Raw genomic sequence first — 17,085 nt, forward strand, 5'->3', positions numbered from 1 at the left:
GGAAAGTTACAAAAAAAAAGCAACTGAAACTCAATTGCTTTTATATTTTAGTACAAACTTGGATATTTTATTGGATTTACCTCATTCATAATTGAATAGATTTTTTCAAAAACATCTTCAACAGAAGGTTTTGAGAAATAATCTCCATCCGTTCCGTATGAAGGACGATGTGCTTTGGCTGCTAAAGTTTGTGGTTCGCTATCTAAATATTTAAATCCACCTTGAACTTCGATAATTTGCTGTAATAAGTAAGCTGAAGCACCTCCAGGAACATCTTCATCAACAACTAATAAACGATTTGTTTTTTGTAATGATTTTACTGAATCGTGTTTTATATCAAAAGGTAATAAAGATTGCGCATCGATAATTTCTACATCAATACCAACTTCTAATAATTCTTTTGCAGCTTGTTCAACAATTCTGATAGTAGAACCGTAAGAAATTACTGTAATATCAGCTCCTTGCTTAATGGTTTCTACTTCACCAATTGGCGTTGTAAACTCACCTAAATTTAATGGCATCTTTTCTTTTAATCGATAACCATTTAAACATTCAATTACCAATGCTGGTTCGTCTGATTTTAATAAAGCATTATAAAAACCCGCAGCTTTAGTCATATTACGAGGAACTAAAACATGCATACCACGAATTGCATTGATGATCATTCCCATTGGAGAACCTGAATGCCAAATTCCTTCTAAACGGTGACCACGTGTACGAACAATTAATGGTGCTTTTTGACGTCCGGCAGTTCTGTATTGAAGTGTAGCCAAATCATCACTCATGATTTGAATAGCATACAATAAATAATCTAAATATTGAATTTCAGCAATTGGACGTAAACCACGCATTGCCATTCCAATTCCTTGTCCCAAAATTGAAGCTTCGCGAATTCCAGCATCAGAAATACGAGTTTCTCCAAATTTAGCTTGTAATCCTTCTAAACCTTGATTCACATCTCCGATGTTTCCTGAATCTTCACCAAAAATTAAAGTCTCTGGATAGGTTTCAAAAATCTTATCAAAATTATCTCTGATGATTAAACGTGCATCAACATCTTCAGATGAATCGTCATACAAAGGTTGTACTTGCTCAACATTCTCAACAACTAAGTTTGAAGAAGAATATAAATTTGAACTATATTTTGGTTGAATTTTATTGGTATAATTTGTAATCCAATCTGCTAAAGTTTGTTTTGTCGATTCGTTTACGATTAAACGCAAAACTTTACGAGCAGCAGATAAAATATCTTTACGAATTGGCTCTTTGATTGCATTTAACTCTGAAATAAACTTTTCGATAAATACTTTATTCGAAGATTGAGAAGCAATTGAATTTAAAACTTGAATTAATTCTTCGCGTTCAGCTTTGATTGGATCTAAGTAAGCAGACCAAGCTGCTTTTTTACCATCAAGAACTTGTTTTTTCAAATCAGCATCTAGAACATCTAATTCTTCTGTTGTCAGAATGTTATTTTCTATGATCCAATTACGGAATTGTGTTAAACAGTCAAATTCTGTTTCCCAAGCTAATCTTTCGGCAGATTTATAACGTTCGTGTGATCCAGAAGTTGAATGTCCTTGAGGCTGAGTTAATTCTTGAACATGAATCAACACAGGAACATGTTGATTTCTTGCAATCTCAGCAGCTTTAGTATATGTTTCAACTAAAGTTGGGTAATCCCATCCTTTTACTGTAAAGATTTCAAATCCGTTAGAATTTTCTGTTTTTTGAAATCCTTTTAATATTTCTGAAATACTTTCTTTTGTAGTTTGAAAACGAGCATGAACAGAAATTCCGTACATATCATCCCAAACACTCATAACCATCGGAACTTGTAAAACTCCGGCAGCATTTATAGTTTCAAAAAACAAACCTTCAGAAGTAGAAGCATTTCCGATTGTTCCCCAAGCAACTTCGTTTCCGTTTACAGTAAACAAATTATTTTTATCGCTTTGAGGAAACTCTCTAAATACTTTTGAAGCCTGAGCTAATCCTAACAAACGAGGCATTTGTCCTGCTGTTGGAGAAATATCAGCTGAAGAATTTTTTTGTTGTGTTAAGTTTTTCCAATTTCCATTTTCATCTAAACTATGCGTTGCAAAATGCCCTCCCATTTGTCTTCCGCCAGACATTGGATCTTCATTGATATCAGCATGTCCATACAAGCCAGCAAAAAATTGTTGAATATTTAGAGCACCAATTGACATCATGAAAGTTTGATCACGATAATAACCTGATCTAAAATCTCCATTTTTGAATGCTTTAGCCATAGCTAATTGAGGAATTTCCTTACCATCTCCAAAAATTCCAAATTTTGCTTTACCAGTTAAAACTTCTTTACGACCTAATAAGCTACATTCCCTACTGATACGGGCAATTTTATAATCGTTAAAAATTTCTTCTTTAAAATCTTCAAAAGTTAAAGTTTTTTTAGTTGTAGGTTGACTCATAATATATTGACAAAAATTACTGTAATTATTAAAAAAACGAATATAAAACTATAATCGCAAATTTACTAATTTCTTTATTTAGTTTTTTATTCTAAAAACGACTTTTTTTACGATGTAAATAAATTAAACTTAAAATCAAATGATTTTACTAAATATAATTTAATAAAACAAATCATTAAATAAGAATTCCTAAACACATATAAAATATTATTTAATATAAATCAATAATTATAATTCTTTTAGAAATAAAAAAAACCGCTTCATTTCTGAAACGGTTTTTGATATTATTAAGAAATTATACTATTTCTTCTTGATTTTGATTCTCTTCTTGAGCTTTTGCAAGAGCTTCTGCTCTTTCTTTTTCAGCAGATTTTTGAATTGTATCAACTAAAATTGGTGTTGAAATGAACAAAGATGAATAAGTTCCGACTCCAATACCTAACAACATAGCAAATACAAATCCACGTAATGAATCACCTCCAAAAATAAACATGACTAACAATACAACAATTACAGTTGCAGAAGTATTGAAAGTTCTAGATAAAGTTGTATTAATAGATTGATTAACTACATCAAGGAAAGTCCCTTCTGTTTTACCTTTAACATATTCACGCACACGGTCAAATACAATAACGGTATCATTCAATGAATATCCAATTACGGTTAACAAGGCAGCAACGAAAGATTGATCTACTTCCATGTTAAAAGGCGCCCATCTGTAGAAGAATGAATAAACTCCTAATACAAAAACAACATCGTGCGCAACTGCTGCAACAGCACCTAAAGAATACTGCCATTTTCTAAATGATAAAGCTAAGTAAATAAACACGATTGCTAACGAACCTACAACAGCCCAATAAGCATTTGTTTTTACATCTTTTGCAACAGTAGGTCCAACTTTAGAAGCTTGTAAAATTCCGATTGTTTTCCCTTCATTTGTATTAACAAACTGCTCATAAGTTAAATCTACAGGTAAATATTTTTTCAAGTTTGCATAAAGAACCTCATTCACTTCTTTATCAATATTCGCTCCTTCTTCTTCAACTCTGTATTTAGTTGTAATTTTGATTTGTGTATCATTTCCAAATACTTTCGCTTCTACATTGCTATCAAATGCATCAGACAAATCTCCTGAAATTAATGATGGTTCAATTGGCTTATCAAATTTCACCAAGAAAGTTCTTCCTCCAACAAAATCAGTCCCCATATTCATTCCATTAAAAATAATAGAACCAATACATAAAATCATTGTTATAGATGAAATGATATATGAAGCTTTTTTCTTTCCAACGAAATCAAAGTTCATATTTGTGAACCAATTTTTTGTAGTCTTTGTTGTAAAAGCTAAATCTCTGTTTTTTCTTACAGCACGATCCACTAACACACGAGTAATAAAAATAGCCGTAAATAGAGAAGTTGCAATACCTATTAATAAAGTTACAGCAAATCCTTTAATAGGTCCTGTTCCAAAAATCACTAATACCACACCAGTCAAAGCAGTTGTTACGTTAGCATCTACAATTGCAGACATCGCTCCATCCCAACTAAAAGCATGTTTTACCGCTTCTTCACCTGTATGTCCTTCTCGTAAAGATTCTTTTGCTCGTTCATAAATAAGAATGTTTGTATCTACCGCTGTTCCAATTGTTAGCACGATACCAGCAATTCCAGGTAATGTTAATACAACATCGAAACCTGTAAATATTGCAAACATGAATAAAATATTTACTCCTAAAGCGATAATTGAATACCAACCTGCTTTTCCGTAGAAGAATAACATCCATGCAGCGATAATCAATAAACCAGCGATTGACGACATTAAACCAGCATCGATTGCAGCTTGTCCTAATGATGGTCCAACAACTTCTGAAGAAATAATATCTGCAGAAGCAGGCAATTTACCAGCTTTTAATATGTTAGCTAAATCTTTAGTTTCAGCAACAGTAAAATCTCCAGAAATAGATGAGCTACCACCAGAAATAGCACCAGTAGTTACACCTGGAGCAGAATATACAACATTATCTAAAACGATTGCAATATTAGATCGTTGTGCATGTGCTTTACCTGTTAATTCTTCCCATGCTTTAGCACCAGAAGCATTCATTTGCATTGAAACCACAGGCTTACCAGTCATTTGGTCATAATCATCACGAGCTTGAGTAACGACATCACCTGAGATTGGAGCGACATTAGCAGCATTTCCTTTTAATGCCATTAATTGAGCTACTGACTCACCTTTTTTAACTTTTTGCCATGCAAAACGAGCATAACGATTTTGTCCTGTTAATAAAGATCGAACTTGCGGATCAGCTAAATATTCGTTAACTTTTTCAACATCTTTAGTATTAAAATAACCAATAACAGGAGAACCTTCTTGTCCAAATCCTAACATAAGATTTAATAAAGGACCTCTATCTTCAGTCTGAGTTGAAGTCGAATCTTTAGAAACACCTGTTAACAATTTATCAACATCAGAAGTTTCTTTAACAATCGCAGTCGTATCTTTTACTTGAGTTGAAGTTGTAACTTTTGTTTTTAAAACTTCATTCGCAGATAACATAAATTCAGCTAATTCCTCAACTTTATATGTTTCCCAAAACTCTAATTGCGCTGTAGATTGTAATAAATTTTTAATACGATCGATATCTTTTGCACCAGGTAATTCAACTAAGATTCTTCCAGAATCACCAACCAATTGAATTGTAGGTGAAGTTGTTCCAAATTCATCTATACGCTCACGAATAACAATATATGCACTTTCAACAGCTTCTTTAACTTTTTTCTCAAGTACGGTTTTAACTTGGGCATCAGTCATTGAAACATTCACTTCTGGTAAATTTCTATTTGAGAAAATTTCTGCAGAAGATAATTTTACAGTTCCTTTAGACTCATTTTCAAAAGCGGTGAAAAACGCATTTAAATACGTTTCATTTCCACTACGCACTTTTTCTGCATCAGCTAATGCTTTGTTGAAAACAGCATTATTTGAGTTATTTGCTAAACTTTTAAGTACGTCTTTAATTGAAATTTGCAGCATTACGTTAACACCACCTTCAAGATCAAGACCTTTTTTAACTTGTTTTGATCTTACTTCTTCAAAAGTTTGACCTAAATATACTTTTTCATTTGCAATGGAATCAAGATAGCGAGATTCTTTTGTTAAATCTCCTTTAGCGAATTCTTTCGCCTTGTTTTCATAATGATTCGTAACAAATGTAAATGAAAGCTGGTAAATACTTACCAGTGCAAAAAGAATTGCAATAAACTTAACGAGTCCTCTATTCTGCATTATTACTAAAAAAATTAATTAAATTTTATTGATTGATTAATCTAAAAAATAGTGTTTGAAGTGTACTTTTTAAAATTAACGAACAAATATATAACATCGAAAAAGATTAACCAATAAAAAAGTTGATATATAAGTTCTAATTTTAACAAATTATTTTAAGCACAAAAAAAAACAACAACCTAAAACGGTTGTTGTTTAAAATTTTATCTAAAAATAAATTACGCATCAATATTTGCATACACTGCATTTTTCTCGATAAATTCTCGACGAGGCGGAACCTCATCTCCCATTAACATTGAGAAAACACGATCCGCTTCTGCCATATTATCTATTGTAATTTGACGTAATGTTCTATGCTCAGGATTCATTGTTGTATCCCACAATTGCTCAGCATTCATTTCTCCAAGACCTTTATAACGTTGTACTGAAGCACCTTGTCCCATTTCATCTAATAAAGCAATACGTTCTTCGTCTGACCAAGCATATTGTTTCTTCGCACCTTTCTTAACTAAATATAAAGGTGGAGTTGCAATATAAACGTATCCTTTTTCAATTAAATCTCGCATATAACGGAAAAAGAATGTCAAAATTAAAGTTGCGATGTGGCTACCATCCACATCGGCATCACACATAATAACTACTTTATGGTAACGTAATTTTGATAAATTTAAAGCTTTTGAATCTTCTTCTGTACCGATTGTTACTCCTAAAGCTGTAAAAATATTACGAATCTCTTCACTTTCAAATACTTTGTGGTGCATTGCTTTTTCAACATTCAAGATTTTACCACGAAGTGGCATAATTGCTTGAAAATTACGATCACGTCCTTGTTTTGCAGTTCCACCTGCCGAATCTCCCTCGACAAAGAAAATCTCACATTTCTCAGGATTTTGCTCCGAACAATCTGAAAGTTTCCCTGGCAAACCTCCACCACTCATAACCGTTTTACGCTGTACCATTTCACGAGCTTTTTTAGCAGCGTGACGTGCTTGAGCGGCAAGTATTACCTTTTGAACAATGGTTTTAGCATCTGCAGGATTTTCTTCTAAATAATTTTCCAACATCTCAGCAACAGCTTGTGATACTGGAGAAACTACTTCTCTATTTCCTAACTTGGTTTTTGTTTGACCTTCAAACTGAGGTTCCATAACTTTAACAGAAATAATAGCTGTTAAACCTTCACGGAAATCATCACCTGAAATTTCAAATTTTAATTTTTCTAGAAGTCCAGAAGCATCGGCATATTTCTTTAATGTACGAGTTAATCCCATACGGAAACCTTGTAAATGTGTTCCTCCTTCGTGTGTATTGATATTATTTACGTAAGAATAAATATTCTCAGAATAACTATCGTTATAAATCAAAGCAACCTCAACCGGAATTTCACCTTTTTCGTTTTCCATGCTAATAACATGAGAAATAATTGGCGTTCTGTTTCCGTCAAGGAATTTGATATATTCTTTTAAACCTTCTTCTGAATGAAAAGTTTCTTTACGAACTTCACCTTTATCATCAACTTCACGCAGGTCGGTTAATGTAATGGTAATTCCTTTATTTAAGAAAGAAAGTTCGCGTAAACGAGCTGCTAAAGTATCGTAAGAATATTCTAACGTTTGTGTAAAAATAGTCGCATCTGGCTTAAAAGTAACCTTTGTACCGGTTATATTTGTTTCGCCAATTTGACGTGCCGGATACATAGCTTTACCTCTTTCATATTCTTGTTCCCAAACTTTTCCGTCACGATGAACTTCAGCACGTAAATGGTCAGATAATGCATTTACACACGAAACACCAACTCCGTGAAGTCCTCCAGAAACTTTATATGAATCTTTATCGAATTTACCTCCAGCACCAATTTTAGTCATTACAACCTCAAGTGCAGAAACGCCTTCTTTTTTATGCATATCAACTGGGATACCACGACCATTATCTTGAACAGAAATCGAATTATCTTCGTTTATGATTACTTGAATCGAATCACAATGTCCTGCTAAAGCTTCATCAATAGAGTTATCTACAACTTCATACACCAAGTGATGTAAACCTCTAACCCCCACATCACCGATGTACATTGAAGGACGCATTCTTACGTGCTCCATTCCTTCTAATGCCTGAATACTATCGGCAGAATACGAATTCTTTTTTACTTCTTCACTCATAATTTATATCAAAATATTTTTTGTCGCATTTAATACACAAATATACGAAATTTAAAGCAATTATAAAATTTTAATCGGCTTTAGGAATTCATTTATTAACATATTTATCCATATTTAATAACATTACAAAACCTGCTTAATGGTATAAGTTATGTTATTAACAACAACTTCTTCTCCGATTGATTTCCCAATTAATAAACTTCCTAATGGTGATACTTTTGATAATGAAAAAACATCTTTCCCATTTATTTTTACTTTTGGTAAAGCTGTGCTGATAAAAAACCAAAAATCATTGGCCTGAACCAAACTTCCTAAAATAATTTTATCTGATTTTTTAGAAAGATCAATTCTAGAAATTTCTATTTTTTGATTCAGATATTCTTGAATTTTAGCACTTAATTTTTCTTGTTCGATATGCATCATAGACAACGCTGTTTCGTGCTTATCACCAGCAGAACTTTTCGCATCGTTTTGTGCATCTAAAGACAAAGCTTCAATTCGGTCTTGAAATGCATCAATCTTATCTTGCAACATTTGCAAATGCAATTGTAATAATTCTTCTTTCATATATAAAAAATAAAAAACTCACCTTTCAGTGAGTTTCTTTTCAAATATAAAAAATCTTTTTAATTCTTAAAATTAAACTTATACATAGCTCCAACCAAAACTTGAGTTCCTTGTACTTTATAATTATTCCAAGATTGATATGATTGATTAAATAGGTTGTTTCCTTTGGCAAAAACTGTCCAATTGTCAGTTGCTTTGTAACCTACATTTAGATTTAAATCAGCAAAAGAATCTAACTTTACAACTGCTCTTTCTAAAGCTCCTGAACCATCAATTACATAACCCATATCTTTTCTTTGTCCAACAAAATAAACATCTAAACCACCAAACCATTGGTCTGTAAAATTAACTTTTACTTTTGCTACCAATTTAGTTTCAGGAAGATTGAAAACAGGTCCATCTTTAGCAGAATAAGAATTGAATTCTCCAGACAAATCAATAGTTGCATCGTCACTGAAATTTAAATTTAATTCTCCATAAGCATTAAAAGTTTTTACATCGTCATATGCCACACCAAATGAATTTCCGTATTGATAAACTTGGCTAGTTGATAAATTAAAAATTGGAGCCATAGCATTATTCACAAACATAGCTTTATCAACCTCAGAAATATATGATGCACGAATGTTATAAGAAATATTATGATACAACTTACCTTTTAATCCAGCATGAATATTAAACTGTTGTTGCGTTGGTTTTATTCCTAAATCTGGAGAAACAAATGGATTTTGAGAAACAAAGTTTGCATAAGTATTGTTATAAACACCACCTTCTGCACCAGCATAAGCAATAACAATATTTTTAACCAAATCATAGTTTGCTTTTACTTTTGGATAAACCACAAAATCGTCTTGTTTTTCTCCATTAGATTTTCCGCTAACATTAGCGATACCAAATCCTAACTGAACCGAATAATCATCTGAATAAAAACGAATATTAGGTTCTAACGCTAAAATAAAAGAATTGCTTTCTGTTTTAACTCCCGAATTTAATTGATCTGCAAATTGTGTATTTACATAATCTGCCTTAACATCAAGATCAACTATAGATTCTTGCAGTAGAAAATTAAACTTTGGGTTTATCAAAAAATGATTCTCTCTTGAATCAAATGCATCCCAAAAATGTTTAAACTTCATCGAACCGCCGTCAAAAACACCTATATTGCTGTTATAATTAAATCCGACATGAACATCATTATATTTTTGTCCAAAATCTCTATCATCATACTGGGCTGGAGCAAAAACAACAACATCTGAAGGTAAACCGTACCAATTAAAGTTTTGTTGCGAAACACCAAAATTCAAATTCCAATCGTTATTGGTTTTTCTTGAACCAACATTGAAATCCAAATTAGATTTTGAATAATTATCATCAACCAACACTCCATTTATACCACCTTGCGAAGAAATATGGTCTAGAAAACCTGCAACGTAAACAGCATCACCTACTTTTTCGGCAATTCCAAGTTGTCCTTGTAAAGTATTAAAATTTCCGTAACCTAAAAGTGCATAGTTATTGAAAATCGATGTCAACGTATCTTGATCAACCTCAGCTGCCTTGCCTTTTTCGGGTGCAAAAGTTGAAGCCACCGGGAACGAAAAAATCGAATATTTGATTATTTGTTTTTCATTATCTTCATCTCCAATTTGTGGCGTATCTTTAATTTTAAAAGCATCAACAACCGTTGCTTCGTAAGATTTTACAACTCTTACTTCTTCGGTATTCATATTGCTATCTTTTGGCTTTTCTTGTGCTTGCACTGACAATCCGAATAACATTGCGAATGCAGAACTTATATATAACTGTTTTTTCATTTCTAAATTCGATTATTTTACGGATGAATTACGTTTTGATTCTTCTGATTTGATATTTGTTAATTCAGTTTTTGCTTCTGTAACGATATCATGATAATCTGAGAAGTTCTTAATCACATTTTCTAAAATGTAAGTTGCTTGATAACTATCTTTTAAGCCATAAAAGTTTTTAGCCATCAAAACCAATCCTTTTGCTCCGAAATATTTATAACTCGAATAATCCTTTGTTAATTTTTGAATGGCGCTGTTAGAAGCTTCATATTTTTTATCAACATTTTTAAAATACGCATCATAATATAATGCTTCAGCAGCAATTTCTCCATTTGCAGTTGACAACAATTCTGCATATGTTTTTTTGGCTGTTGCCCAATCTTTATTTGCAATAGCTGTGCGTGCTGAAATTAATTGCGCATCTGCTTTAATTCTTTTATCAATCTTTGGATTAGTCAGTACTTTTTGTGCATAAGCTTCTGCTGATTTGACATCATCTGCCGATTCTGAATAAATCTTCATTAAATTAGCTTGTGCAAATAATTTATTTTGTTCTTTTTCTGCTTCGTTTTCTAAACGTTTTAACAACGAAACAGCTTCTGATTTTTGATTGTTTTCTAAATAATAATCAGACAAACGAACTAAAGAAACTTCTGTATATTCATTTTTAGATTTATTAACAATATTCTTATAATGCGGAATAGCTTTACTTATTTGATTGTCATTAACATATAACTCTGCTAAATTATATTCTGCTTTCAACCCATTTTTACCGTTTGGATAATTCTTTAAATAATCTTCAAAACCAGAAATGGCTTGTTTTGAATTATTCTGAAACAATTGTTTTTCTGCAGCAACATAACTATCGTTTTCTAAATCATAATTAGAAACATCAATAAAATCTAGTCCTTTAATCCAAGTTGCATATTCAGATGTATTTCCAGAATCAAGATAAATCAAACGAGCTGTTTCGACTGCTTCAACTGCCTCTGGTGTTTTTGGATAATCAGAAACTACTTTTTTGAAACGTTCTAATGCTTTTGCATTTTCTTTTTCGTTGTAATAAACCAAACCTTGTTTCAACATTGCTTTGGGTACAAATGCACTTTTGGGATATTGACTGATTAATTTATTAAACGTTGTAATTGATTCGTTAGATTTATTCAAATTAGAATACGTACTTCCTAATTCATACATCGCATCAACCACATAAGACGAATTTGGATAATTAGAAATAAAGTTATTCAACTCTTTTACTTTACTATCATTTCTATCAACAAAACCATACGAAATTGCTTTTTGGAAAACTGCGTAATCCACTTCAGAACCTTTACTTTCGATAACTTTATTGTAAGATTCCATTGCTGGCCAATACTTACCATTTACGAATTGACTGTCTGCTAAACGTAAATACGCATCATTTTTCTTATTTGGATTGTTTGAAGATTTTGCGTACGAATCAAACATCATGATTGATTCATCGTAATTTTTTAATTTGAAATTTGCATAACCTAAACTGTAATTCACATCTTTAAATTCAGGTGTAATTTCAGCATAAGGCAATTTTTTAAAACCAGAAAAAGTTGTTTTCGCATCGTTAAAACGATTTAAAGCATATTCAGATTCACCTTTCCAATATGTGGCACGAGCAACCATTTTTTTATCTTGTTGTTCGTTAATAGATTTATTGAATAAAGTTAAGGCTTCTGCGTAATTCCCTTGATTATACAATTCTAAACCACGATAAAAATTCACTTTTTGATAAGCTAATTTATGCTGTGGTGTTCTATTTTTTTCTAATAAATCTAAAGCTTCTTTGTAATTTTTTGACGAAATATAGGAATCGATTAACAAACCATTCAGTTCTTCTTTATAAGTAGAATTTGGATATTTTTCTAAAAAAGAAATAATCACAGTTGGCGTGCTTTGATACGGATTACCGATTTCATAACTTAATTTGGCATAATTCACGTTAGCATCTTCTTGAATTTTTGAATTAAAATTCATTTCAGAAGCATTTTTAAAGGCGTTCAAAGCTTGTGTTTTTTGATCTGACTTCAAATAACTTTCGCCTAAATGATAATAAGCATTTTGAGCAACAGAATCTGATCCGTTAATGATTTTATTGAATTCAGAAATCGCTTTTGTATAATCGCCTTTTTTGTAATAAACATAACCTAATTGATAAAAATCAACATTGTTCAAACGGTTATTTTTTCCGTTGTATTGCAATAAATACGGAAGAGCTTCATCATATTTCTGAAGATTGAAATAACTTTCGCCTATGATTTTAGCTAATTCAGATTTTTCTTCATCAGTTGATTTTGAAAATTGCTCTTTACCTAAACGAATAGCTTCGTCAAAATTTCCAGATTTAAAATTCATATCAGCCTTAAAATATCCCATTTTTTCGTGATATTTTTCGTTGTAAGAAACTTCGCCAAAATATTCTGAAGCAGTTTTGTAATCGTTATTCTGATACGAAATATAACCTAAATAATATTTTGCTTGATCGCCGTATTTATCAGACTTATCAACTTTTGAAAAGAATTCTTTAGCTTCTGAAAATTTATTTTCTATAAAATAGCAATATCCTTTCTGAAAGTTTAAACGATTTTTCATTTCGTCAGAAAGTACTGATTCATTTATACCTTTGGCATATTTCAAAACCTTTTTATAATCACCTTTTTTAAAGTAATAATTAGCAGCTTCAGAAAGAGCATCAACTTGTTTTGAACTCGTTGGGTAATTTAAAATAAATTCTTGTAGTTTACTTTCAGCTCCATCTTGATCTAAATTCAAAGCACAATTGGCAATATAATAAGAACAATCTGCTTGAATTTCGGAATTGAAATTCTTGGTTTTGATTTCTTCAAACAAAACTTGAGCTAAAGCATAAAGATTTTCGTTATATAGAGAAACTGCTTTATCAAACTTATAATTCTCGTTAGTATAAATTACAGATTGTTGAGCGTTTAATTGGGTCGAACCTAAGGCAAGTGACAAAAAAAATATATTATTTAATTTTCGCATTATCCGATTTTTTTAAGATTCAAATATATCAAAATATATTTTGTTTATAACTCTTATAACGCAACTTTATAAAGATATTGTATCTAAATAAATCCATTTAAAAAAAATACAACTTTTAAAACTGTAAATTTGATTAAATACAATTAACTTGCTATTTTTACATTAAAATTATTAAATATGTCCAACACCATTTTATCATTACAAAACGTTTCTATTTTTCAGGAAAAAACATCGATTTTAGCAAATATTACTCTGAATGTAAATCACGGTGAATTTATTTATTTAATCGGAAAAACAGGTTCTGGTAAAAGTAGTTTAATGAAGACGCTTTACGCGGATTTAGAACTAACTGAGGGTGAAGGAACAATTGTCGATTTTGATTTAAGAACTTTAAAAGAAAGTCAAATTCCTTTTTTAAGAAGAAAAATAGGAATTGTTTTTCAGGATTTTAAATTACTTCATGATCGTTCTATTTATAAAAACTTACTTTTCGTGTTAAAAGCAACAGGTTGGACCAATCAAAATGAGATGGATTCTCGAATTGAAGAAGTGTTAGATCGAGTTGGAATGTTAGCACACGCAAACAAAATGCCGCATCAGATTTCAGGTGGAGAACAACAACGTGTTGCTATTGCGAGAGCGTTATTGAATGATCCTGAATTAATTTTAGCCGATGAACCAACAGGAAATTTAGATCCGCAAACGAGTGTTGAAGTTATGGAAGTTCTTCAAAAAATCAACGCAAACGGAAGAACAATCATTATGGCAACTCATGATTATGCTTTATTAATGAAATATCCAGCAAAAACATTAAAATGTGAAGGCGGACAAATTTTTGAAGTTGTACAAAAAACAGTTTAATGCTCAGTATTTTAATTCCTACATTTAATTATAACACTTATCCGCTGGTAAGTGAACTTTATAATCAATGCAGACAAATTGAAAATTTAGATTTTGAGATCCTTGTAAATGATGATGCTTCAAAAGATTTTTTTGAAAATGAATCAATCAATGATTTGCCAAATTGTTTTTTTAATATTCAAAAAACAAATCAAGGTTTAAGCGCTTCACGAAATTATTTAATTTCCAAAGCGGTACATTCTTGGTGTCTTTTATTGGACGCAGATGTTTGGCCTACTTCTAAGGATTTTATCTTAAATTATATCAAGAAAATCAAACAAGAAAATCAAGCTTGTGTTGCTTTTGGTGGATTAGAATATACTAAAATAAAACCGAATGCAAATGAACTTTTAAGATGGCTTTACGGAAATAAACATGAAGCTTTATCTTTTGAAAAGCGAGTCCAAAACAGACCAAAACATTTTTTGAGTAGTAATCTTTTAGTAAGTAAATCAGTTCTTGAAAGGTTTGCTTATCCAAAAGAAATCAATACTTATGGTTATGAAGATTTGATTTTTAATCTCAAAATAATTGAAAATAAAATTCCGATTTTTCAATTAGATAATCCCGTTTTTCATGAAAAATTAGATACTTCAGAAATTTTTCTTTCTAAGTCAAAAAAAGCATTGGAAAACTTATGTAAATCAATCGATTTGAAATTACTACCAAAAGACGCAACAGGAATTTCAAAATTGTATTATCAATGCAACATATTTGGATTACGAAAAATAATCGCTTTTGTTTTTAAGCTAAATCAAAAATGGATGGAAAAAGTTTTAAAAGGAAAATACACCAACTTAACTTTATTCAATTTGTACAGATTAGGATATTTTTTTAGCATAAACAAATAGTTTTAATTAACTTAGTTTTGTATAATTCCGATTTTATGGCTTTTTTCAGTATTATCATTCCATTGTATAACAAAGAATTTTTTTTAAAAACAACCTTAAAAAGTGTTTTTGAACAAACCTTTACTGATTATGAAATTGTTATTGTAAATGATGGTTCAACTGACAAAAGTTTAGAAATTGCGAAATCGTATCAGAATGATAAAATAAAAATTTTCAATCAAAAAAATCAAGGTGTTTCTGTTGCTCGAAATTTAGGAATCGAAAAATCAACAGCAGCTTATTGTTGTTTTTTAGATGCCGATGACATTTGGAAATCGAATCATTTAGAGAGTTTATACAATTTGATTCAAAAATTTCCGGAAGCTGGTTTATATTGCAATCGTTACGAAATTCAAATCAACAAAAACAAAATCATCCCAACCGTTTTTGATTTTGAAAATTCGTTCGAAGGTTACCTTAATAATTTCTTTAAAAGCAGTCTAATCAACAGAATAGCTTTAACTTCAGCCACATGTATTTCAAAAAAAGTATATTCTGAAATTGGTGGATTTAAACCTGAAATTTCCAATGGCGAAGATTTAGATTATTGGATCCGAATTGCATTAAATTACAAAGTTGTAATTAGCAATCAGATTACGATGTTGTATAATTTTAAAAATGACAATAAAGGTTTATCCAAAATAAATATCGAGAAACACAAATTACCTGATCTTGAAAAATATCAAGTCGAAGAAAAACAAAATCCGTATTTAAAACGCTTTTTAGATTTATATAGAATTGAATATGCTTTACATTTTCATATTTGTGGCAATTCTTTCAAAATGAAATATTATTTAAAAAATGTTTCAAAAGAAAACATCCACCCAAAAACAAAACTTTTGTTTAAAACACCATCTGTTCTTTTAGAAAAAATGTTATTTACCAAACGTTATTTAAAACAATTTGGAATCGATTTTAGTGTGTATCATTAAAAGTTGAAAGCCACTTTTTTGAAATATTTTCTTTAGAAAATTGTTCAATTGAAATCAAAGTATTCGATTTACAAGCTGTGTATAATTCTTCATTTTCAATGAATAAATTCATCGCTTCAATCAATTTTTCTGTATTTTGATTTTCAACTAACAAACCGTTCATTTTGTCTTGAATAATTTCATTCGGTCCGAAATCGCAATCAAAAGAAATCACAGGAGTTTTGCAAAGTAAACTTTCGATTAAAACCATTCCTAAACCTTCGAATTTACTAGACAAAACAAAATATTTTGCATGTTTATAATAAGAATATAAATTGATTTCAAATCCTTTGAAAATAACTAAATCTTGTAAGTTCAATTTTGAAACTTGCTCTTTTAAACTTTTCAAGCGAATTCCAGAACCTAAAATCAATAACTTAATATTTTGGCTTGGCAAAATCGATTTTGAATAACAATCAATCAAAAGATCAAATTGCTTCACGTTCGATTCGTCCATTCGTCCAGCTGACATAATATAATTTTCCTTAATTTCTTTGAATTCTTTTTCGATTTTTGGAACTTCAACGTTATTATAAATCGTTTGAATTTCAATTTTTGGATAAATTCGTTTAACTTCATTTTCAATTCCTTTTGACACCGAAATAAATTTAATTTTAGAATTATTAGCCAATCTTGAATTTAAATAACTCGAAACATCAGAACTGTGAATGAAATAAAAAACGTGTTGATTTTTATAAATTTTATTGATCCAAAACGATTCAATCAAATCATTTAATCGGTAACGATGATCTAATATAAAATCAAAATTGCCAGCTTGAATATCATTATTTAATTTGAAATATTTCTTAATTTTTACAAGAAAACCATCCGAAAAATTAAAATCATAACAACGTAAATTTCCTTTAAACGGAAAATCAATTTCGTTTTCCAAAACAAATAAATCAATTTCAAAACCTAAAGCATCAAACAAAAAAGTTTGATTAGAAACAACACGTTCCAAACCACCCGATTTTAAAGTATAAACAACAATTGCGATTTTCTTTTTTTTATCCAATGA

The 17,085-nt window shown here is 30.5% G+C and carries 10 protein-coding genes; 3 read left to right on the forward strand and 7 right to left on the reverse strand.

The window, feature by feature from the left end; all coding sequences use genetic code 11:
• Window positions 1-47: 47 nt before the first annotated feature.
• From HW119_RS00585 to HW119_RS00610, 6 genes are all read right to left on the reverse strand, one after another.
• A complete protein-coding gene (locus tag HW119_RS00585; protein ID WP_177760803.1) occupies window positions 48-2,453 on the reverse strand; it encodes a thiamine pyrophosphate-dependent enzyme in 2,406 nt (801 codons plus the stop codon).
• A gap of 295 nt (window positions 2,454-2,748) precedes the next feature.
• The gene (secDF, locus tag HW119_RS00590; protein ID WP_177760805.1) at window positions 2,749-5,742 is read right to left on the reverse strand and encodes a protein translocase subunit SecDF; all 2,994 of its coding nucleotides are present in this window, start codon (window positions 5,740-5,742) and stop codon (window positions 2,749-2,751) included.
• A gap of 218 nt (window positions 5,743-5,960) precedes the next feature.
• A complete protein-coding gene (gene gyrB, locus HW119_RS00595; protein ID WP_177760807.1) occupies window positions 5,961-7,901 on the reverse strand; it encodes a DNA topoisomerase (ATP-hydrolyzing) subunit B in 1,941 nt (646 codons plus the stop codon).
• Between the two features lie 123 nt (window positions 7,902-8,024).
• Window positions 8,025-8,468, reverse strand: a complete 444-nt coding sequence (locus HW119_RS00600; RefSeq protein WP_177760809.1) for a hypothetical protein — start codon at window positions 8,466-8,468, stop codon at window positions 8,025-8,027.
• A gap of 59 nt (window positions 8,469-8,527) precedes the next feature.
• On the reverse strand, window positions 8,528-10,282 hold the full coding sequence (locus tag HW119_RS00605; protein ID WP_177760811.1) for a TonB-dependent receptor domain-containing protein: 1,755 nt from the start codon (window positions 10,280-10,282) through the stop codon (window positions 8,528-8,530).
• A gap of 12 nt (window positions 10,283-10,294) precedes the next feature.
• The gene (locus tag HW119_RS00610; RefSeq protein ID WP_177760813.1) at window positions 10,295-13,306 is read right to left on the reverse strand and encodes a tetratricopeptide repeat protein; all 3,012 of its coding nucleotides are present in this window, start codon (window positions 13,304-13,306) and stop codon (window positions 10,295-10,297) included.
• 177 nt (window positions 13,307-13,483) lie between these two features.
• On the opposite strand from HW119_RS00610, the gene HW119_RS00615 reads away from it, so the two are divergent.
• Genes HW119_RS00615 through HW119_RS00625 form a run of 3 tightly spaced genes read left to right on the forward strand, consistent with a single transcriptional unit; the run spans window position 13,484 to window position 16,028 of the window.
• Complete coding sequence (locus HW119_RS00615) at window positions 13,484-14,167, forward strand: cell division ATP-binding protein FtsE (protein WP_177760815.1); 684 nt, start codon at window positions 13,484-13,486, stop codon at window positions 14,165-14,167.
• On the forward strand, window positions 14,167-15,057 hold the full coding sequence (locus tag HW119_RS00620; RefSeq protein ID WP_177760817.1) for a glycosyltransferase family 2 protein: 891 nt from the start codon (window positions 14,167-14,169) through the stop codon (window positions 15,055-15,057). Before HW119_RS00615 ends, HW119_RS00620 begins: the two co-directional genes overlap by 1 nt.
• Window positions 15,058-15,092: 35 nt before the next feature.
• Entirely contained in the window at window positions 15,093-16,028 is a 936-nt protein-coding gene (locus HW119_RS00625) for a glycosyltransferase family 2 protein (RefSeq protein WP_177760819.1), read from the forward strand.
• Here HW119_RS00625 and HW119_RS00630 read toward each other — a convergent pair.
• Window positions 16,012-17,082, reverse strand: a complete 1,071-nt coding sequence (locus HW119_RS00630; protein ID WP_177760821.1) for a glycosyltransferase — start codon at window positions 17,080-17,082, stop codon at window positions 16,012-16,014. The two genes, HW119_RS00625 and HW119_RS00630, sit on opposite strands and share 17 nt — an antisense overlap.
• Window positions 17,083-17,085 lie beyond the last annotated feature (3 nt).

The organism is Flavobacterium sp. I3-2, assembly GCF_013389595.1.
GTDB lineage: Bacteria > Bacteroidota > Bacteroidia > Flavobacteriales > Flavobacteriaceae > Flavobacterium.